This is a genomic window from Caballeronia pedi (assembly GCF_001544915.2).
Classification (GTDB): Bacteria; Pseudomonadota; Gammaproteobacteria; order Burkholderiales; family Burkholderiaceae; genus Caballeronia; species Caballeronia pedi.
This window is the reverse complement of the sequence record NZ_FCOE02000023.1, coordinates 61,243-80,240: the sequence shown is the minus strand read 5'-3', so window position 1 is coordinate 80,240 and position 18,998 is coordinate 61,243. Positions and strand designations below refer to the sequence as shown.

Sequence of the window (18,998 nt, the reverse complement as noted above, 5' to 3'; positions counted from 1 at the left end):
CATGTCTTTCGTAGAAACTCATGGTTTGTGGACGGACACGCAGCACGCCGCGTATGCCGGACTCGTCGAACGTTTGAAACAGGGCGATGTGAAGGTCGTACGCTTCTCGTTTCCCGATCAGCACGGCCTGTTGCGCGGCAAGACGCTCGTCGTCGACGAAGCGATCAAGGCGATGAAAAGCGGCGTCACGCTGACGACGACGCTCTTCGCCAAGGACACTTCGCATCGCACGGTGTTTCCGGTGTTCACGGCGGGCGGCGGCTTCGACATGCCCGAGATGCAGGGCGCATGCGACACGCTGATGGTCGCCGACCCGGACACGTTTCGCGTGCTGCCGTGGGCGCCGCATACGGGATGGGTGCTGTGCGACGTGCATTTCGCCAACGGCTTGCCGGTGCCGTTCAGCACGCGACAGCTTTTCCGGCGCGCGCTCGACCGGCTATCGAATCACGGTTATGACTTCGTGTCGGGCCTCGAAGTGGAGTTTCATGTCTTCAAGGTCACCGATCCGCACATGAAGCCCGAGCATTCGGGACAACCCGGCTTGCCGCCCGATGTCGAACTGCTGTCGCATGGTTATCAGTATCTGACGGAGTTGCGCTACGACGCCGTCGACGACGTGATGGAACTCCTCCGGCGCAATGTCGACGCGCTCGGTCTGGGCGTGCGTTCGCTCGAAGTCGAATACGGTCCGAGCCAGTTCGAGTTCACGTTCGCGCCGGCCAAGGGCATCAAGAGCGCGGACGACATGGTGCTTTTTCGCAGCGCGGTGAAGCAGATCTGCCAGCGTAACGGCTATCACGCGACCTTCATGTGCCGTCCGCGCATTCCGAATGTCGTGTCGAGCGGATGGCATCTGCATCAATCGCTCGTGCATGCGGGCGATGGCGCGAATGCGTTCATGCCCGGCGATGCGTCCGAACCCTTGTCGATCGCCGGACAACGCTATCTCGCGGGACTGCTTGCGCACGCACAAGGCGCGACCGCGCTTTCGACGCCGACGATCAACGGCTATCGGCGCTACCGGCCGTATTCGAACGCGCCGGATCGTGCGAGCTGGGGGCGCGACAACCGCGGCGTGATGCTGCGCGTGCTCGGCGGCGTGAATGATCCGGCGAGCCGCATCGAGAATCGCGTGGGCGAACCGACCGCGAATCCTTATCTGTACTTCGCCTCGCAAGTGATCTCGGGTCTCGACGGCATGCAGCGCAAGCTCGAATTGCCGCCCTCGGCGGATACGCCCTACGAGGCGCACGCGCAAGCGCTGCCGCGCACCTTGAGCGATGCGCTCGACGCGCTGCGCACCGACGAATGCCTGCGCGAAGGCTTCGGCAGCGCGTTCATCGACTACTTCTGCAAGCTGAAGCAGGCGGAAATCGACCGCTTCAATCTGGAAGTCACCGAGTGGGAACACCGCGAATACTTCGACGCGTTCTGACGGCGCGCACTCAAGGAGAAATATCATGTCTATCGTTACGGTCATCTTGCGCGACGGCACGCGCCGCGACATCGACGTGCCCGACGGCACCAGCGTGATGGAGGCCGCGATTCACAACAACGTGCGCGGCATCGACGCGGAATGCGGCGGCTGCTTGTCCTGCGCGACGTGTCATGTTTATATCGATGCATCGTCGACGGCGGATCTTCCGTCGCCCGACGAATCGGAGCTCGAATTGCTGGATGGCGTCGCAGCGGAGCGGCGGCCTGAAAGCCGACTGAGTTGCCAACTCGTGATGAGCGCCGCGATGAACGGGCTCGTCGTACAGATTCCGCAAAGACAGGGGTGAAACCATGAATCAGACGCTCGTGATCGTCGGTGCGTCGTATGCGGGAGTTCAGCTCGCGGCGGCCACGCGCGAAGCCGGCTTCGACGGACGCATCGTGCTGATCGGCGACGAGGCCGATGCGCCGTATCAGCGTCCGCCGCTATCCAAAGGATTTCTCACCGGAAGCTTCAGCGAAGCGCGTTTGCCGTTGCGCTCGCAGGCCTTTTTCGATGAAGAGAAAATCGAATGGATGCCGTCGATGCGCGCAACGAATATCGATCGCGCGCAACGTGAAGTCGAGCTGCATGACGGCACGCGTATTGCCTACGATCATCTCGCGCTCACCACCGGCGCGCGCGTGCGCAAGCTCGATTGTCCCGGCGCGACGCTCGATGCCGTTCACTACCTGCGCGATCTGCGCGATGCGCGGCGTCTCGCGCAAACGGCGCGCGCGGCGCGGCGCGCGGTGGTGATCGGCGGCGGATATATCGGACTCGAAGCGGCGGCGTCGCTGCGTCAGCACGGCATCGACGTGACGGTCGTGGAAACGGAGGCGCGCCTGCTGGCGCGCGTCGCGTCGCCGTGGATGTCGGCGTTCATGCAGCGCGCGCATGCCGATAAGGGCGTCGCCTTCGAATTCGGGCGCAAGGTGGTCGCGCTACAGCCGCTCGACGATGCAGTGTCCGTCGTGCTCGATGACGATACGCATCTGCCGTGCGATCTCGTCGTGGTCGGCATCGGCGTGATTCCGAATACCGAGCTCGCGGCGGAGTGCGGCCTGGCGGTGGCGGGCGGCATCGTCGTCGACGAATGCGCGTGCACGAGCGATCCGGCGATCGTCGCCGCGGGCGATTGCGCCGCGTTCGTGCCGCACTGGGCGCCACCCGGCTCGCGCGCGAGCCGCATCGAATCGGTGCAGAACGCAAACGACATGGCGAAAGTCGCGGCGCTCGCGATCGTCGGGCGGCCGCAGCCGTATCGCGTGGTGCCGTGGTTCTGGTCCGATCAATACGATCTCAAGCTGCAGATGGCGGGCATTCACTCGGGCTTCACGCATCATGCGTTGCGCGGGTCCGTCGACGAGAAGAAGTTCTCGATCTTCTACTTTCGCGGCGATGCGTTGATCGCGGTGGACAGCATCAATCGTCCGCAGGAGCATATGCTCGCGCGCAAGCTGCTCGCTCAGAGCGTCAAGCTGGCGCCGCACGAAGCGGAAGATCCCGCGTTCGATCTGAAAGGAGCGGCGCAATGAAGCCGCTTGTCGGTGTCGTGTGCGACCGGTTTTTCGTCGGCGAATACGATCTGCATAGTGCGAAGCACAGCTATGTCCGCGCATTGATGACGTGCGCGCAAGTCAGCCCGGTGCTGATTCCGGCATCGCGCGATGTCGAAGCGGTCGCGGACTATCTCGACGGCGTGAACGGCCTGCTGTTTCCCGGTGGCGCGTCGAATGTCGAAGCGCGCCTGTACGGCGGCGCGGACGACGCGGACATGCTCGTCGATCCCGACCGCGATCATGTCGCGCTGGAACTGATGCGCGGCGCGGCGGCGCGCGGCATGCCGCTCTTCGGCATCTGCCGCGGCTTTCAGGAGATGAACGTCGCGTTCGGCGGCACCTTGCATCCCGACATCCATGCGTCGGGGCATTCGGAAGATCATCTCGAAGACAAACGCGAAGCATTGCTCGCGCGCTATCGCTATCGTCATGAAATCGAACTCGCCGATGACGGCGCGTTGGCGACGCTCGCGGGCGGCGCGCGGCGCGTGCAGGTGAACTCGCTGCATCGTCAGGGCGTGGCCAAGCTCGCGCCGCAACTGGCGGTCGAGGCGCGCGCGCCGGATGGGCTGATCGAAGCGATACGGCTCGAAGCGCATCCGTTCGCGCTCGGCGTGCAATGGCATCCGGAAGCGATGGTTTCGAGCGATGCGCTTTCCCGCGCGCTGTTCGAGTCATTCGGCGCGAGTTGCAGACGCTACGCGACGCGCGGCGAGGCGTGACGCGATGTCGGCCGAGCGTATCGACCTCAATCTGCTGCGCGTCTTCGACGCCATTTTCGAAGACCGCAATCTGGCGCTGGCGGGCAAGCGCCTGCACCTTAGCCAATCGGCGATCAGTCATGCGCTCGGTCGCATGCGCGACGTGCTCGGCGACGATCTCTTCGTGCGTACCGGGCGCGGCATGGAGCCCACCGTGCGCGCACTCGCCATGGCGACACAGGTGCGCGGCGCGCTCGCGCAGATCAAGGCGGCGCTGGGCGTCGACACCTTCGATCCGGCGATCGCGCGACGCACGTTCGTGCTGGCCGCGAACGACTACATCACGGCGCTGCTGCTCGGGCGGCTCAGCCAGCGTCTGAGCGCGGAAGCGCCGCTCGTGGATATCGTGGTGCGGCCGTCGACGCGCCTCGATCTCGCGGGCCAGATCGATGTCGGCCGCATCGACATCGCGATCGGGATTTTCGCCGATGTGCCGCGTCGCTTTCGCTCGATCGATGTGTGGGCGCAGACCGACGTGCTGCTGCTGCATCGCGAGCACGCGATCGCGGAGCGGCCGCTCACGCGAGAGGATCTGCTGACCTATCCACTCGTTGCGGTATCGCAGGGCGGCGAGGAAGAGGGCGCGGTGAGCGGCTTCATCGTCGAACGGGGACTCGCGCGGCAATCGGAGATGTTCGATCGCGATGCGCTCAACCGTGGCTTCGCCGATAGCGCCGATGTGCCGCGCGTGCGCATGGCCGTCGCGCATTCGCTCGCGATTCCCGCGCTGCTGCGTCATAGCGACATGCTCGCGCTGGTGCCGTCGTCGCTCGGCCGCGAACTGGAACGCAGCGGTGAACTGAAGATGTGCGCGACGCCCTATACATGTCCCGATGTGACCGTGCGCGCCGTCTGGCACGAACGCAACGATGCCGACCCCGGGCTGCAATGGCTCAGGCAGCAACTCATCGACGTATCGCGGCAAGTGCGAAGCCGCTGATGCGCGGCATGCAAGATCGTCATGCAAAGGATTCACTGCGTGCGCGCTGCTGAGCGCGCGCGTGTGAACGTCGTCGAAAGTCCCTGAAACAAGGGCTTTTTCATTCGAAATGGTGACATCGCGAGCAACGTCGCGAGGCGTTGGTGCGCGCTGCGCGCCGCGCGTTCGTAACTTGCCGGGTTGTTCGCCGGTATGCGCGCTCGTAATCTGGGCGCCTGTCGATCAGAGAGGATGCTATGGAAGAGACAAAGGTTGTCGATGTACAGGCGCTCATCAACGCACGGCCGTTTTCGCGTTATCAATGGCTCGTATTCGCGATGTGCTTCGTGATCGTATTGATGGATGGTTTCGATACCGCCGCGATCGGCTTCATTGCGCCTTCGCTCGTCGGCGAATGGCATTTGAGCCGCGCGGCGCTCGCGCCCGTGCTGAGCGCGGCGCTCTTCGGGCTCGCATGCGGCGCGCTGTTGTCCGGGCCGCTCGCGGATCGCTGGGGCAGGCGCGGCGTGCTGATCGCGGCGGTGTTCATATTCGGCGTGGCGTGTCTCGCTTCGGGCCAGGCGAGCGATCTTACTTCGTTGACCGCGCTGCGCTTCGTGACCGGTGTGGGCCTCGGCGCGGCGATGCCGAACGCCGTCACGTTGATGAGCGAGTTCTGCCCGAATGGCCGCCGCGCGACCATCGTCAATCTGATGTTCTGCGGCTTTCCTTTGGGCGCGGCACTCGGTGGCTTTCTCGCGGCCTGGATGATTCCGCACTTCGGCTGGCGCAGCGTGCTGCATTTCGGCGGCGCGGTGCCGTTGTTGCTGGCGGTGGTGCTCGTGCTCGCGCTGCCGGAATCGATCCAGTACATGGTGTCGAAGCAGAAGCCTGTCGAGCGCATTCGCAAGGTGCTGACGCGCATCGCGCCGCACGTCGCGGCGGCGGAAACGTTCGTGATGCGTGAGACCGCCGGACCTGAAGCGGGCAGCGGCGGGGCGCGCATCGTGCTGTCGCGCACGCATGTATTCGGTTCGCTGATGCTGTGGCTGTGCTATTTCATGGGCCTCGTGATCTTCTACGGCCTCATCAACTGGATGCCGGTGTTGCTGAAGGATGCGGGCCTGAGCCCACAGCGCGCGGCGCTGATTTCCGCGCTCTTTCCGCTCGGCGGCGCGGGCACGGTGCTGTGCGGCATGCTGATGGACCGCTTCAATCCGAACGGCGTCGTGGCTGGCGCGTATGCGCTCGGCGCGGTGAGCGTGTACGCGATCGGACAGGCGGTCGGCAATCTCGGCTGGCTCGTGTGCGCGGTCTTCGTGGCGGGCGCGCTCGTGAATACCGCGCAGGCTTCGATGCCCGCGCTTGCGGCGGCGTTCTATCCGACCTCGGGACGCGGCACCGGCGTCGCGTGGATGCTGGGCGTGGGCCGGTTCGGTGGCATCGCGGGCTCGTTTCTGGTCGCCGAGCTTTCGCGGCAGCAGATGAGCCTGCCGGGCATCTTCACCGTCGTGGCGATGGCGGGCGCGGCATCGTGCGTCGCATTGCTGCTCAAGCAGGTGGCGAGTCCTCGCGCGACGACCGAAGTCGCGGATACCCAGCCGCTCGCGCATTGACGATGCAATGCGGGTCTTCGTCGCCGATATGTCGAACGTTCATGCTCGAATTCGAAACGACGGCCCGGATGCATGACATGAAGGCATTACCCTTCGCACGCGCCGAGGTATATGGTTGAAGTGTGCGCGCACGCCGCGCACACGCATCGGCAGCAAGCCTTCGTTGAAGGAGGAAGTCATGAAGATCGTTCTCGTTTCGGCCACGCTCGTGGCCGTCTGCACGCTCGGAAGCCTGGCTCAGGCCGAAGAGACCACCGACACCTTGCAGTCCATCCCCGCGCCGCGCCAGCAGAGCGCGCAGAGCGCGACGCCTTCCGGCGACGCCGCTTATGGCGGCGCGGCCGCCGGTCAAAGCGCCAGCGGAAACGCGTCGACGTGGTCTGGCGGCGCAGCGCTCGGATGCAACCCGCGGCCGTTCTGCAACGCCTATTCGGGTGGCGGACAGTGAGCGTCATGTCCCTGACGGCCTATCGGAAGAGTAAGCTCGTCCGATAAGGCCGCCGGGTGCCGTGCGAGTAGGTGTCATCGGAGGCTGTTAAAATCCCCGCAACGTTTTTTACGGGCACGATGTGATGGGTTTCGAACAACTCGCCGGACTGAAAAAGCAACTCGAGAAACAGGCTGCCAGCAAGGCAGCGGAGAAAAAGGCGCCGCGCGGGCGGCGTCCCGCGCCGGCGGCCTCGGCAAAGCCGGCGGCCTCGGCAAAGCCGGTGAATCCGTCGAAGCCGGCGGCAGCGCAAAAGCCGGCGACGCCATCGAAACCGGTGGATCCGGTCGTCCACACGATCGGCAAGCTGCAAAAGCGGTTTCCGCTCGCATTTCCGAAGAATCCCGCGCCCAAGGTTCCGCTCAAGGTCGGTATTTTCGAAGACCTCGTGAAACATGCGGCGGAACTCGGCCTCGACGAGAAGGAATTGCGTGGCGCGATCAAGGTCTGGTGCCGTGGCAACCGTTACTGGACCTGTCTCGTGCAGGGCGCGCCTCGAATCGATCTGACGGGCGGCCAGGCGGGCGAAGTATCGTCGGCGGATGCGGAACGCGCCGGCTATCTGGAAGCGAATCGCCTTGCGCGGTCCGCTGCGGCTCCGAAGCCAGCGGAATCGGCGAAGACGGCGGAATCGGCGAAGACGGCGGAATCGGCCAAGACGGCGGAATCCGCCAAGTAACACGACACGCCGCGCGCAGTCTGCCGCGCGGCGTTTTCTATTTTTGCGAAGGTCTCATCGCGGCGGCGCGATGTCGTATGAGATTCGCCCGGCCGGTAGAAAGAACAGCGCGATCACCGCGCCGCCCTTCGCTTCCGGATAGTGATGACTTCCCGGCGCGGGTGCGGTCCAGCCGCCATGACACCATCCGTTTGGACCCGCGAGCGCCGCGCCTTCATCGAGCGGCACGACCATGTTGAATTCCCCATACGGGTGCGCGTGATAGTCGCCGCGGAAGCTGCCTTCCGGATTGCTCTGCTCGTTGCCCGTGCTGTCCATCAGAACGGCGGTGATGCTGAAGAAGAACGTCTCCGGACACGGCGCGACGAGACGCGCGCGCCGATATCGCGGGCCGGAGATTTCGACATCCGCCGCCCATCCTTCCTCGACGCCGAGCCTGATCAGCCGCGCGAGATCGTTGTATAGCGCGCTATCCATGCCGTATCGAGTGTTGAGCCATTGCTCGACGTTCGTGTCCGTCGTCATGTCCTTGACCTCTTCGAGAAAGGGCAGGCATCGCGCGACGAGCGCTTCCTTGCTGCTTTGTGCGGCTTGAGTCGGGGCCATCGATCTTCTCCTTGATTCGAATGAAGGCACGATGCCATAGCGACTTGCGCGTTAGAAGCGAAGTTGTTGCAAGGCAAACGTGAACGCCGTGCAAGTCGCGATTTCGTTCAAGACAGGGTTGAATACATTTCACACAAGCGCGTGTGATGCGTGCGCAGCAATTTTTGTTGGCATTTGCGCCGCTGAACAAAAGAGAATGCATCCGATCGCGGGCATCGACGCAACAACACGCCTTGCCTCGCTTTTCATCGGCGCGAGATTCGCTGTCTCCCCCGTTGCCGGCTTCAGACTCGATCCCTAAGCTCTTCGCGATGGTTTAAACCATCGACATAAGATTCGTCATCCGAACGAATCGACGGAGACACAGGAGAGTTCATGAGATTTGGCCGATACGCGATATCGATCGCGGCGTTGTTCAGCGCGTCCGCATTCGCGCAAAGCAGTGTCACGCTGTATGGCTTGATGGACACGGGCGTCGAATACGTGTCGCACGCGAATGCTGCGGGAGATCACATCGTGCGCATGCCGGGCATCACGGGGGAAGTGCCTTCGCGCTGGGGCATGCGTGGCGTGGAAGATCTCGGCGGCGCGCTCAAGGCCGTGTTCGTGCTCGAAAGCGGATTCAACGTGCGCGCCGGCGATTCGGGACAAGGCGGGAGGCTCTTCGGCAGACAGTCGTTCATCGGTCTGGAAGGGCCGTGGGGCACGCTGTCGTTCGGGCGTCAGTACACGATGACCTACTGGGCGATGGCCGATGCCGATATCCTCGGCCCGGACATCTACGGTATCGGCGCGCTGGATGCGTTTCTGCCGAATGGAAGAAGCGACAACACCGTCGCCTACAAGGGCAAGTTTCATGGCGTGACGCTCGGCGCTTCGTATTCGTTCGGGCGCGACAGCGCGGGCACCGGCAACTCGCCGGGGCAGGGCACCTGCTTCGGCCCCGTGCCGGGCGATGTCAATCAATGCCGCGAATGGAGCGCGATGCTCAAATACGACGGCACGTATTTCGGCATCGCCACTGCCTACGACGAGCAACACGGCGGCACCAGCGCAGCCGCGAATTTTTTCGACGGCGTACCGCCTTTCGCGATCGCGTCGGGCAGCGACAAGGACGCGCGTCTGCAGGCGAACGGCTATGTGAACGTAATGGGCGTGAAGATCGGCGGCGGATGGATCGGACGTCGCGTGGAAACGGAGGGCGCGGGCGGCAGCGTGCGCTCGAATCTCTTCTACCTCGGCGCGCAGTACTACGTGACGCCGGCGTTCGTCGTCGATGGAGAAGGGTATCGCGTGATCGTTCAGCAACACGACACGCGCGCGACGGTGGCGAGCCTGCGCGCGACGTATTTCCTCTCGAAGCGGACAGCGGTGTACGGCAACGTCGCGTACTTGTGGAACAGCGCGAAAGCGCGCTACTCGGTGAGCGCGGGCGGTGGCGGCACGACGCCCGCGGCCGGCATCGGGCAACTGGGCGCGATCGTCGGCGTGAGGCACGCGTTCTGACAGACCGATGACGCACAAGCACGTCGACGCGTGGCTCAGAACGGTGGACGATATCGGCGCGCGCGGGACCGGCGCGAAGATCACGCACCGTATCGCGCGATGCTGGGACGGATGCAGCCAGCCCATCGTGCGCGTGCTCGATACGCCGACGACGCGCACGCTGACCGTCTCATGGTGCGATGCGAGCACGGGACACTACGGCTATCAGACGTGGCGCGTGCGATGCGCGCGCACGGCGGGAACGTGCGTGCTGACAGGGCGGCCGATCGAGGCGGGCGATCCCGTTTTTAGTCCGCGCAACGGGTCGCCGCCGCCGGGCAACGCGGGCGCGATGATCGCGGCGGCGAGCCTGCGTTGCGCATCGAAGGAATAAAAAAAGCGCGATGCCTTATGGGCATCGCGCTTCCATTGAATCAAACGTCGATCAGAACTTGTGACGCAGGCCGACGCGCGTCACGAACTGCGTGTTCGCGCCCGCGTTGCCGATGAACGACGATGCCGAACCGATTTCCGCCTGCACCGGCACGCCGCGGTTGCTGCCGGATGCCTTCTGATACGCGCCAATCACATAGACGTCGGTGCGCTTGGACAGTGCGTAGTCCACCACGCCGTTGAACTGATTCCATCGTCCGTCGAAGTTGCCGCTGAGGTCAGAGAACGTGTAACCGACGCCCGCGCTGAGTGCCGGCGTGAACGCATACTTGCCGCCGACTTCATAGTTGTTCAGCGTCGACGATCCGGCCGTGATCTGATGGAACATCGTGTGCGTCCAGTTTGCCCAGATCACTGCGGCGGCGATCGAGTAACGCGCGCCGACGCCGAAGGTTTCCAGATCATGCAGGCCGAGCGTGTTCACGTTGGCGATGCTCACGCTGAACGCCGGCGTCGCGGCATTCGGATAACGCAGCTTGGTGTACGCCGCGCCGATGCCGAGCGGTCCCTGCGCGTAGTTCAAACCGAAGCTGTACGCGCTCGACGAACCCTGCACCGCGGTCGCGCCGGTTCCGGTCGTGGGCGAGCCCGCGAAGTTCGTCGAGTTCGAGAAGCCGTACATCGCGCCGAACGTCACGCCGTAGAAATTGGCGCTGCTGAACTTGACCGCGTTGTTGATGCGGCTCGAGGTCAGTTGATCCAGATCGTTGATGTGATACGCGTAGTTGCCGGCGGGCGTCTGGCTGCCCATCGTGTAGCTGCCGCCGAGATAATCGGTCGAGAACGAGTATTGACGGCCGAAGGTCAGCGAGCCGAACTCATTCTTCGATACACCGACATACGCCTGACGGCCGAATTCCGCGCCGCCCTGGCCGAGCGTGCCATCGCCGCTGTTGAAGCCGTTTTCGAGCACGAAGATCGCCTTGAGACCGCCGCCCAGATCTTCCGTGCCACGCAGGCCCCAGCGGCTGCCTTGCGCGACGCCGTCGGCGTACTTCACGACGCTGTCGTGGCCACCGGCCGTCGCGACCTTGTTCGCATACGTGATACCGGCGTCGATGATGCCGTACAGCGTGACGCTGCTTTGCGCATGCGCTGCGCCACTGAACATGGCAAACATGCCGAGTGCCGCCGCCGCTACGATGTGCTTCTTCATTCTTCTTTTCCTTGGTGTGGTCCGCGTGACGCGGCTCGATTCGGGAAGCGCCTCGACGCTTTTTCAAAGCGCGAACGCTGCCATCCCGGCTTCGCGCGTAATCGCTTGAAGGTCGAGTCGGACGTGATGATATGAGGTCACTGCTTTCGCGAGATAAGGCAGCCAGACCGCTGCTTCGCGTTATAGCGTTGGCAATATAGCGCGTCGTCAGGCGTTGGTAAATTTGCGTAACGCAATCTGTAGTATTTCTTCCACAGCATTGTCATTGCGGCGTAACACGTTCTCGCAATTGAATCGCAACTAACTGTCAATCGATAAATCCAACTTCGACTGGGCGCAAAGATTGCATTGCAGATGCCGGAAATGAGCAAAAGGAGACGCCATGCCCGATAGCAAACACCCGGACGCTTGCAGAATCGGCGTCGCTTTCATCGAAGCGCAACTGACCGCGTTGACGGCCTACGCAAGCCTCTTGTCCGACTGGATCGAGCGCGGCGCGCCGCCGCCTGATTTCGCCAAGGCGCAGTCGCTACTCGCGCACCGGCATTCGCATCCGGAAGGACATACGCACAGCGAAGACGGCACGCCGATGAAGAATCCGCCGCAGGAGGAGGCCTGGTCGTGGCCATCCTTCGACACCGCCGACAAGCGCATCGCGTTCGCGTTGATCGTTCCCTGCACGAACGCGATTCTCGCGGTCGCCGAATACTTCGATATTCATCGGCTTTCGGCGTCGCGCGCGCCCGAAGTGCAATTTCTCATGCGTGTGCGCGATGCCGCGGTGAACGGCAACACGTTCAGCATTCCCACCGACGAATACATGCCGCATGCGGCCTACGCGGGCTTGATCGTCGAGCATACGCTGGACGGCACGCTGCTTTTCAGCGATGGCGTCCAACCCGGCTTCGTGACATTCGGCGATACGGTCGGTTTGCTTCGTTATCTGACGAAGCTATTGAAGAGCATGCAATCGGCGATCAGCGCGGGCGATGCGGGATAACCCATTCAGCGCGCGTCACTCGCGGCGCGTTCCTGTCCGGGCGTTCTGGAAAACAATTGCTTGTAGCAGCGCCCCAGATGCGATGCGCTCGCGAAGCCGCATTGCATCGCGACATCGAGCAATGAAAGCGACGATTCGCGAATCAGCTTTTGCGCCGCCTTCAGCCGCAATTCCAGATAGAACTGCGAAGGCCGCACATTGAAATGCTTGATCCACATGCGCTCGAAAGTGCGCGGTGAAATGCCGGCGAGCGATGCGATCGTCTTCATCGGAATGGGGCGCTCGATGTTCTGTTCCATCAGCGTGACCGCATGAACGATGCGCCGGTCTTCCACGCCGTAGCGCCATTGAATCGCCATCTTCTGGCTTTCCTGCGCGGTGCGCATGCGCGTGTGGATGAACTGATCGGCCACTTCAGCCGCGAGCTGATGCCCGTGCTGACGCGCGATCAGATCGAGCATCATGTCGATGGCGGCGGTGCCGCCGCTGCACGTCATGCGATCGCCTTCGATGCAATAAAGATCGCGGCTCACGTTGAGCGATGGAAACTCGTCGGCGAGTTCCTTGAGCGCTTCCCAGTGAATCGTGCAGCGGCGCTTGTCGAGCAGGCCCGCGCGCGCGAGGATCATCGTGCCGAGACTGATGCCGCCGATCGTCGATCCGTTCGCGGCATAGCGGCGCAGGAAGTCGAAGACCTGCGCATTGCGATAGTTCGAAACGCCGATGCTCGCGACGACGAACACATGACTCAGCTCAGGCGACGACGTGATCGCGAAGTCCGGCAACAGCGCGAATCCCGAGCTCGACGAAACCGGCTCGCCGTCCGCGCTCATCAGATGCCAGCTATACAGCGCCTTGCCGCTCACGCGATTCGCCGCGCGCAGCGGCTCGGTGACGGAGCTGAGCGCCATCATCGAAAAATGCGGGACCAGGAAAAAGCCCATGCGTTGCGTCACCGCATCATCGCCGACGATGGATGTGCTCGCGCGCCCGGTTTTGATCGGGCGCGTGGTCGGCGGGATGTCGTTCGCGTTCATGCGCTAGACGCGGATCGACCCGAGCACGAGATCGAGCAAGGGCGTCACGTCGCCGGTGTCGAGTGCGTCGATGGTGCGCTCCAGTCGATGCGCCATGTTCGCGCCGCATGCGGCATCGGCGAAAGCGTGGAACTTGGCGCGGATCGCAGCTTCATCGAGCGGCGTGTCGGGATCGCCCAGCGCCTGCGTCGGGCCAGAGTGGAAGCGCTCGCCATCGACAAGCTCGATGCTCACTTCGGCCAGGCGCTCGCCCGGAAAACGCGACGTGTACTCGGCGCCTTCCTCGGTGCGAATGAGATGGCTCAGGCGCAGCACTTCGCTGTCGCGCAGTGCATCGCCGTGAAGCGCCTCGAAACGCACCGCGCCGTGCTTCAGCGCGACGGCGACGGGAAAGAGCAAACTATATTGCGCCTCTTCCGTCGATGCGGGCGCGGCGTGCGCGAGACGCGTCGCGTGGTGAAACGTACGCACGTTCACCGCGCGAATCTGCGCGCTCGTGAAGCCGTGCTTCGACTTGAGCGCGAGCGCCGCATCGATGGCGGGATGCGCCCATCGGCAGACCGGTTGCGGTTTGAAATATTGCTCCATGATGCGCCAGCGCTCGCCGAGATCGCTCCATAGACTGCGGGTTTCGTCCTGCTCGATAGTGAGCGCCGGCGCGCCCGTGAAGCCGCGCTGCGCGAGAAAAGCAGCGGAGAGACCCGCCATGCAGCCCCAGCCGGAACCGTCCTTCACCATCGTCGGGTGATCGATGCAGCGCATCATCTGACTGCGCGGGCCGTGATACTCGGCGATGCCGAGCGCCTCGCGCGTCTGCCGCATGTCGAGCGGCAACACGCGCGCGGCGAGCGCCGCCGCGGCCAGGGCATTCCACGCGCCCGACGTATGATAATCGCAGGCGCTCGCGTGCAACGCAATGCCCGCACGCGTACCGAGTTCATAGCCGAGCACCATGCACGCGAGAAACTCGCGGCCGCTCATGCCGGGCCGCATGTCGGCGAGCGCGAGCAACGCCGGCAGCACGGTCACGCCGACATGTCCTTTGGTTTGCGAGTGGCCGTCGTGACCGTCGCAGCTATCGATGGTCATCGCGCCTGCGAGACCGGCGCCGATCGGGCTGGCGGCGCGGCCATCGAAGAGCATGCGCGCGCGCAGCGTGGCGGGCGCGAAGAACTCGGCCGCGTGATCGCCCGCGATGCGCGACAGTTCCGTCTGTCTTCCCGCGAGCGCGACGCCCAGCAGATCGAGCACGCACAATCTGGCTTGTTCGATGACGCGTTCAGGCAGCGCGTCGAACGTCAGTTCATGAATGAAGGCGATGGCGGATGTGCCCATCCGTCAGTCTCCCGTATAGACTGCCGCGCGCCGCTCGAACGTCGCCGCGATCGCCTCGCGATGATCCGCCGTGCGATGCGCGATGCCCTGAAACGCCGCCGACAGTTCCAGCAGACTCGGCAAGTCCATGCGTTGCCCCTCGCGCACGAGGCGTTTCGACATGCGCAGGATATCGGGCGCGTTGCTCGCGATCTCGCGCGCGAGCGTGAGCGCGGTGTCCATCAGTTCCGCATCGGGCACGACGCGCGACACGAGTCCCCATTGCTCGGCGCGCTTCGCATCGATCGCCTTGCCGGTAAAGATCATTTCATTGGCGCGCGACAGGCCGACTGCACGCGGCAGCAGCCACGCGCCGCCATCGCCGGGAATGATGCCGACTTTCGCGAAGCTCTCGGCAAACAGCGCGCTTTCGCCCGCGATGCGGATATCGCACATCAACGCGAGATCGCAGCCGGCGCCATGCGCGGGGCCGTTGACCGCCGCGATGCACGGCACGTCGAGTTCATGGAACGCGCGCGGAATGCGCTGGATGCCGCGCCGATAGTTCTCGCGGATATGCGCGGACGTGCCCGAAAACGTGCCGACTTCATCGCGCATGTGCTTGATGTTGCCGCCGGACGAGAACGCCGGACCCGAGCCCGTCAGCACGATTGCACGCACCGACAGGTCGCCTTGCGCGCGCTCCAGACACGCGATGATTGCATCGACGACTTCGAGTTCGGTGATGGCGTTGCGCGTCTCCGGACGGTTCAGCGTCATCGTGACGACGTGGCCGTCCTGTTCGTACAGTACGGGTTCGCTCATTGCGGGGCTCCTGATAGCATGCTTTGATAAACGGGTCCGGCGAGTTCGTGACGCAGCACCTTGCCGCTCGGATTCAGCGGCAGTTTCTCGACGAAGAAGATTTTCTTGGGCCGCTTGTAGGGCGCGAGATCGTCGCCGCTTTTGCAGAACGCGACGACATCGTCTTCCGTCAGCGTCGCCACGCTGCGCACGATGAACGCCGTCACCGCCTGCCCCCACTTGTCGTCGGGAACGCCGATCACCGCGGCTTCCTGCACGCCGGGGCAGTGATACAGCACCTCTTCGATTTCACGCGGATAGATGTTCTCGCCGCCCGACACGATCATGTCGTCGGCGCGGCCCTGAAAGTGGAAGTAACCGGCTTCGTCGATGCTGAAGAGATCGCCGGTATAGAGCCAGCCCGACTTGAACTTCTTGTCGGTTTCGACCGGATTGTTCCAGTAGCCCGATGCGAGTTGCGGACCCTTCACGATCAACTGGCCCACTTCACCCGCCGCGACGGTCTCGCCGGGCGTCACGACGCGCTCCGGATCGTTGCGGATCACGCGGCATGTGCTGATCAGCGTGGGCTTGCCGCACGAGCCGAGATACGTGAGCGCATCGCGCGGATGCAGCAGCAGCGTAAGGCTCGCTTCGGTCATGCCGTAGCCGTTGAAGATGTTCGGGCAGAACTCGTCGATCACGCGTTGCATCGTCTTTGCCGGAATCGCCGCGCCGCCGGTCGTGATCATGCGCAGACTGTGCGTGTCGATCGAGGCGAAGTCCGGATGGAACAGCATGTCCTGAATCTGCGTCGGCACGGCGAAGAGCGTCGTGATGCCGTAGTGCGCGATCGCCTGCAAGGTCGCGAGCGGTTCGTAGCGCGGCAGGATCACGTTATGCGCGCCGACCATCAGATGCGGCACGAAGTACGCCTGCATGCCGCCGACGTGATAAAGCGGCGCGATATGCAGCGCGGCGTCGGTGCTCGTGAGGCTGTACTCCATCACGCAGTTCGTCGCGATGGCGACATCGTTGCCGTGCGTGTGGATCGCGCCTTTCGGGCGGCCCGTCGTGCCGGACGTGTAGACGAGCGCGGAGATATCGCCGGGTTCGAGGCGCGGCAGCGGTGCATCGAGTAGCTGCACGCGTTCGATCAACGCCTCGAACGAATGGTGATGCGCGGGTATGTCGGCGCCGTTATCGACGCACACATAGGTGCGCAGATCCGGCAGCGCATACTCGATCTTGCCGACGACCGGAAGCATCGAATCGTCATAGATCAACGCGCGCGCGCCGGCGTCGCGCAGGATGAACGCGGCTTCGTTGGCGGACAGGCGAAAGTTCATCGGCACCGCGATGGCGCCGAGCAACTGGCACGCCATGTAGGCGGTCGGCGTCGCGTCGGAGGTTTTCTGCAGGATGGCGACGCGATCCATCTGACGCACGCCGAGATCGAACAGCGCCTGCGCGAGACGGCGCACGCGCACGCTCCATTGCGCATACGTGAGTGAAACGGCGCCGCAGGTGAGCGCGGTACGGTCCGGATATTTGGCGACCGTGTTTTCGAAGAGCGACGTGATCGTGAGCATGATGCGTGGTGGTGCTCTCTAGAGAGTGATCCGGATGTCGGGAAGATCGCGGCCCGCGATCAGATACTTGGCGACTTCTGAGGTGCCGCCGACGATGGTCAACGCGCGCGCATCGCGATAGAGCTGTTCGGCGCGGCCGTATTCCTTCGTGATGCCATCGCCGCCGAGAATCTGCACGGTTTCATTCGCGCAGTAGTTCGCGGTTTCGGTCGCGACCAGCTTGGCCATCGCGGCTTCCTTCATCAGCGCCTTGCCGTCGGCGCCCGCGTCGTACATCTTGGTCGCGCGATACGTGATGAGTTCCGATGCGTCGATGCGCCAGCTCATCTGCGCGATCTTGTCCCAGATGAGCTGCTTGCAGCCGAGCGGCTGACCGAACGATGTGCGCGACTGCGCGTGCGCCGTGGCGATATCGAATGCACTGCGCGCGACGCCGAGACCCGAGCCGCCGAGAATCGCGCGCTCGAAGTTGAACATGCCGCGCATGATGCGAAAGCCGCCGCCTCGTTCGCCGAGCAGATGATCGGCCGGCACGCGGCAATCCTCGAACCTGACTTCGCCGACGATGCAGCCGCGCCGCCCCATGAACGTATAGTTGCGCGGGAAACTGATGCCGCGCGCGTGCTTCGGCACGGCGACCGCAGTCATGCCGTCATCGGTCAGGCCATACACGATATAGACATCCGCGACCGACGCATTCGAGATATACCGCTTGAAACCGTTGATGACCCACTCGTTGCGCGCTTCATCGAATTCGATGCGCGTTTCCATGCCGGCCGAATCGCTGCCCACGTTCGGCTCGGTCACACAGATCGCGCCGATCGCCGTGCCTTCGAGAATCGGCGTGAGATACGTATCGCGCAGACGCTCGCTCGCATGACGATGCAACGGATACGCGCACGAGAGCGCCGTCGCGATGGTCGTCTCGAACGCGTAGTTGATGTAGGACGCTTCTTCGGAAAGGATCGTCGCGTGTGTGAGGCCGGGGTGTTCGAGCTTGCCCTGATACAGATCGGGAAACATCAGCTTCAGATAGCCCGCTGCGCCGAGCGCGCGCACCACATGCTTGACCGCATCCCAGCTTTGACGGTCTTCGATATCCGCGGCGCGGGGCGCCAGCTCGCGTTGCAGGAAGTCGCGGACTTCGGTGCGGAAGGCCCGGTCCGCATCGTCTAAAAGAAAATCGCGCATGGTTGTCGTGTATGTTCGTTCAGGTTCGCTGCGCGTAGATGCGCGCGTCGCGCACCGTCGGCAGAAGGAAGCGCGCGCGGCGAACAGCGTCGTAATCGAGTTCGCCGACGACGAGGCATTCCTCTTCGTCTTGCGCCTGCGCGATGGTCTTGCCGAACGGATCGAGAATGCGCGAGCCGCCCCAGAAGGTCATCATGCCCTCGGTGCCGACCCGGTTCGCCATCACGATCGGCACGCCGTAGGTGAGCGCGTAGAAGCGCAGATTGATGTCCCAGCCCGCCGGATTGTCGAAGCCTTCGCCCACTGCCTCGCGCGCCGAGCTGATCGGCGCGGCGAGCAAAGTGACGCCGTCGCACATGAGTCCGTGCACGACCGCCGGATTCCACAGGTCGTTGCAGATGGGCGTCGCGATGCGCCATTCGTCATCGATCTCGTAGCTTTCGGGCTTCGCGCCCGCAGCGAAGTAGAGACCGTCGCGCAGCTTTCCGTAGGTGGCGAGCATCGTCTTGCGATGCACGTGAACCAGCTTGCCGTTCGCGACCGTCGCCTGGCTGTTGTAGAACTGCCCGCCCGGCGCTTCCTCGATGAAGCCGAACATCACGTGCATCCCAGCGCTCGCTTCCGCAAGCTGGGCGATCGCGGGATCGTCGCGCGTCATCGCGAGACGCAGCGCGTCCTTGCCGCCGCTATGGCCGTGCAGCGAAAGCTCGGGAAAGACGAGCAGACGCACGCCGCGCTTTTTCGCATCGCCGATATGGTCGAGATGCCGCGCGAGATTCGCGTGCATGTCGCCGTACGCCGTATCGGTTTGCGCGGCCGCCACCTTGATCGTGGTCATGAGATCGTTCCTTGGTTT

Annotated in this window: 19 protein-coding genes; 11 read left to right on the top strand and 8 right to left on the bottom strand. The window is 63.7% G+C overall.

What is annotated here, in order from left to right:
• Nucleotide 1 precedes the first annotated feature (1 nt).
• From AWB80_RS27730 to AWB80_RS27695, 8 genes are all read left to right on the top strand, one after another.
• A complete protein-coding gene (locus AWB80_RS27730) occupies nt 2-1,438 on the top strand; it encodes a glutamine synthetase family protein (protein ID WP_061177912.1) in 1,437 nt (478 codons plus the stop codon).
• 25 nt (nt 1,439-1,463) lie between these two features.
• Entirely contained in the window at nt 1,464-1,787 is a 324-nt protein-coding gene (locus AWB80_RS27725; protein WP_061177872.1) for a 2Fe-2S iron-sulfur cluster-binding protein, read from the top strand.
• Between the two features lie 4 nt (nt 1,788-1,791).
• Nucleotides 1,792-3,018 carry an NAD(P)/FAD-dependent oxidoreductase gene (locus AWB80_RS27720; RefSeq protein ID WP_087131644.1) on the top strand — a complete coding sequence of 409 codons (1,227 nt, stop codon included), beginning with the start codon at nt 1,792-1,794 and terminating at the stop codon, nt 3,016-3,018.
• A complete protein-coding gene (locus tag AWB80_RS27715) occupies nt 3,015-3,764 on the top strand; it encodes a gamma-glutamyl-gamma-aminobutyrate hydrolase family protein (RefSeq protein ID WP_061177871.1) in 750 nt (249 codons plus the stop codon). The genes AWB80_RS27720 and AWB80_RS27715 overlap by 4 nt, the downstream gene beginning before the upstream one ends.
• 4 nt (nt 3,765-3,768) lie before the next feature.
• The gene (locus AWB80_RS27710) at nt 3,769-4,743 is read left to right on the top strand and encodes a LysR family transcriptional regulator (RefSeq protein ID WP_061177870.1); all 975 of its coding nucleotides are present in this window, start codon (nt 3,769-3,771) and stop codon (nt 4,741-4,743) included.
• A 236-nt stretch (nt 4,744-4,979) separates the two neighbouring features.
• Complete coding sequence (locus AWB80_RS27705) at nt 4,980-6,338, top strand: MFS transporter (protein ID WP_061177869.1); 1,359 nt, start codon at nt 4,980-4,982, stop codon at nt 6,336-6,338.
• 178 nt (nt 6,339-6,516) lie between these two features.
• Nucleotides 6,517-6,786 carry a hypothetical protein gene (locus tag AWB80_RS27700; RefSeq protein WP_143328148.1) on the top strand — a complete coding sequence of 90 codons (270 nt, stop codon included), beginning with the start codon at nt 6,517-6,519 and terminating at the stop codon, nt 6,784-6,786.
• A gap of 124 nt (nt 6,787-6,910) precedes the next feature.
• Entirely contained in the window at nt 6,911-7,504 is a 594-nt protein-coding gene (locus AWB80_RS27695) for a ProQ/FinO family protein (RefSeq protein ID WP_061177867.1), read from the top strand.
• Nucleotides 7,505-7,558: 54 nt separating this feature from the next.
• On the opposite strand, the gene AWB80_RS27690 is transcribed toward AWB80_RS27695, so the two are convergent.
• The gene (locus AWB80_RS27690; RefSeq protein WP_061177866.1) at nt 7,559-8,110 is read right to left on the bottom strand and encodes a 4-hydroxylaminobenzoate lyase; all 552 of its coding nucleotides are present in this window, start codon (nt 8,108-8,110) and stop codon (nt 7,559-7,561) included.
• Between the two features lie 375 nt (nt 8,111-8,485).
• Here AWB80_RS27690 and AWB80_RS27685 point away from each other — a divergent pair, with 375 nt between their 5' ends.
• Nucleotides 8,486-9,616: a porin gene (locus AWB80_RS27685; RefSeq protein ID WP_061177865.1), complete on the top strand. Its 1,131-nt coding sequence runs from the start codon at nt 8,486-8,488 to the stop codon at nt 9,614-9,616.
• Between the two features lie 7 nt (nt 9,617-9,623).
• Nucleotides 9,624-9,989 carry a DUF3331 domain-containing protein gene (locus tag AWB80_RS27680; protein ID WP_061177864.1) on the top strand — a complete coding sequence of 122 codons (366 nt, stop codon included), beginning with the start codon at nt 9,624-9,626 and terminating at the stop codon, nt 9,987-9,989.
• Nucleotides 9,990-10,040: 51 nt separating this feature from the next.
• Here the strand turns inward: AWB80_RS27680 and AWB80_RS27675 are convergent, their stop codons facing one another.
• Nucleotides 10,041-11,204 carry a porin gene (locus AWB80_RS27675; RefSeq protein ID WP_061177863.1) on the bottom strand — a complete coding sequence of 388 codons (1,164 nt, stop codon included), beginning with the start codon at nt 11,202-11,204 and terminating at the stop codon, nt 10,041-10,043.
• Between the two features lie 382 nt (nt 11,205-11,586).
• Here AWB80_RS27675 and AWB80_RS27670 point away from each other — a divergent pair, with 382 nt between their 5' ends.
• Nucleotides 11,587-12,204 (top strand): hypothetical protein, encoded by a 618-nt coding sequence (locus AWB80_RS27670; RefSeq protein ID WP_061177862.1) that lies wholly within the window; start codon nt 11,587-11,589, stop codon nt 12,202-12,204.
• A 5-nt stretch (nt 12,205-12,209) separates the two neighbouring features.
• Here AWB80_RS27670 and AWB80_RS27665 read toward each other — a convergent pair whose 3' ends face one another.
• From AWB80_RS27665 to AWB80_RS27640, 6 genes are read right to left on the bottom strand one after another with little or no spacing between them, the layout of a single operon-like run.
• Nucleotides 12,210-13,241, bottom strand: coding sequence for a GlxA family transcriptional regulator (locus AWB80_RS27665; RefSeq protein WP_061177861.1), 1,032 nt, complete (start codon nt 13,239-13,241; stop codon nt 12,210-12,212).
• 3 nt (nt 13,242-13,244) lie between these two features.
• Complete coding sequence (locus AWB80_RS27660) at nt 13,245-14,576, bottom strand: MmgE/PrpD family protein (protein WP_061177860.1); 1,332 nt, start codon at nt 14,574-14,576, stop codon at nt 13,245-13,247.
• Between the two features lie 3 nt (nt 14,577-14,579).
• Nucleotides 14,580-15,380 (bottom strand): crotonase/enoyl-CoA hydratase family protein, encoded by an 801-nt coding sequence (locus AWB80_RS27655; RefSeq protein ID WP_061177859.1) that lies wholly within the window; start codon nt 15,378-15,380, stop codon nt 14,580-14,582.
• Nucleotides 15,377-16,951 carry a class I adenylate-forming enzyme family protein gene (locus AWB80_RS27650; protein WP_061177858.1) on the bottom strand — a complete coding sequence of 525 codons (1,575 nt, stop codon included), beginning with the start codon at nt 16,949-16,951 and terminating at the stop codon, nt 15,377-15,379. The genes AWB80_RS27655 and AWB80_RS27650 overlap by 4 nt, the downstream gene beginning before the upstream one ends.
• Nucleotides 16,952-16,969: 18 nt before the next feature.
• Nucleotides 16,970-18,142, bottom strand: coding sequence for an acyl-CoA dehydrogenase family protein (locus tag AWB80_RS27645; RefSeq protein WP_061177857.1), 1,173 nt, complete (start codon nt 18,140-18,142; stop codon nt 16,970-16,972).
• A 19-nt stretch (nt 18,143-18,161) separates the two neighbouring features.
• Complete coding sequence (locus AWB80_RS27640; protein ID WP_061177856.1) at nt 18,162-18,980, bottom strand: nitrilase-related carbon-nitrogen hydrolase; 819 nt, start codon at nt 18,978-18,980, stop codon at nt 18,162-18,164.
• Nucleotides 18,981-18,998 lie beyond the last annotated feature (18 nt).

Coding starts and splice junctions, on each gene's coding strand:
- AWB80_RS27670 (WP_061177862.1), top strand. CDS start 11,587: ATGCCCGATAGCAAACACCCGGACGCTTGCAGAATCGGCGTCGCTTTC.
- AWB80_RS27715 (WP_061177871.1), top strand. CDS start 3,015: ATGAAGCCGCTTGTCGGTGTCGTGTGCGACCGGTTTTTCGTCGGCGAA.
- AWB80_RS27665 (WP_061177861.1), bottom strand. CDS start 13,241: ATGAACGCGAACGACATCCCGCCGACCACGCGCCCGATCAAAACCGGG.
- AWB80_RS27650 (WP_061177858.1), bottom strand. CDS start 16,951: ATGCTCACGATCACGTCGCTCTTCGAAAACACGGTCGCCAAATATCCG.
- AWB80_RS27725 (WP_061177872.1), top strand. CDS start 1,464: ATGTCTATCGTTACGGTCATCTTGCGCGACGGCACGCGCCGCGACATC.
- AWB80_RS27700 (WP_143328148.1), top strand. CDS start 6,517: ATGAAGATCGTTCTCGTTTCGGCCACGCTCGTGGCCGTCTGCACGCTC.
- AWB80_RS27720 (WP_087131644.1), top strand. CDS start 1,792: ATGAATCAGACGCTCGTGATCGTCGGTGCGTCGTATGCGGGAGTTCAG.
- AWB80_RS27705 (WP_061177869.1), top strand. CDS start 4,980: ATGGAAGAGACAAAGGTTGTCGATGTACAGGCGCTCATCAACGCACGG.
- AWB80_RS27640 (WP_061177856.1), bottom strand. CDS start 18,980: ATGACCACGATCAAGGTGGCGGCCGCGCAAACCGATACGGCGTACGGC.
- AWB80_RS27685 (WP_061177865.1), top strand. CDS start 8,486: ATGAGATTTGGCCGATACGCGATATCGATCGCGGCGTTGTTCAGCGCG.
- AWB80_RS27710 (WP_061177870.1), top strand. CDS start 3,769: ATGTCGGCCGAGCGTATCGACCTCAATCTGCTGCGCGTCTTCGACGCC.
- AWB80_RS27730 (WP_061177912.1), top strand. CDS start 2: ATGTCTTTCGTAGAAACTCATGGTTTGTGGACGGACACGCAGCACGCC.
- AWB80_RS27645 (WP_061177857.1), bottom strand. CDS start 18,142: ATGCGCGATTTTCTTTTAGACGATGCGGACCGGGCCTTCCGCACCGAA.
- AWB80_RS27680 (WP_061177864.1), top strand. CDS start 9,624: ATGACGCACAAGCACGTCGACGCGTGGCTCAGAACGGTGGACGATATC.
- AWB80_RS27690 (WP_061177866.1), bottom strand. CDS start 8,110: ATGGCCCCGACTCAAGCCGCACAAAGCAGCAAGGAAGCGCTCGTCGCG.
- AWB80_RS27695 (WP_061177867.1), top strand. CDS start 6,911: ATGGGTTTCGAACAACTCGCCGGACTGAAAAAGCAACTCGAGAAACAG.
- AWB80_RS27675 (WP_061177863.1), bottom strand. CDS start 11,204: ATGAAGAAGCACATCGTAGCGGCGGCGGCACTCGGCATGTTTGCCATG.
- AWB80_RS27655 (WP_061177859.1), bottom strand. CDS start 15,380: ATGAGCGAACCCGTACTGTACGAACAGGACGGCCACGTCGTCACGATG.
- AWB80_RS27660 (WP_061177860.1), bottom strand. CDS start 14,576: ATGGGCACATCCGCCATCGCCTTCATTCATGAACTGACGTTCGACGCG.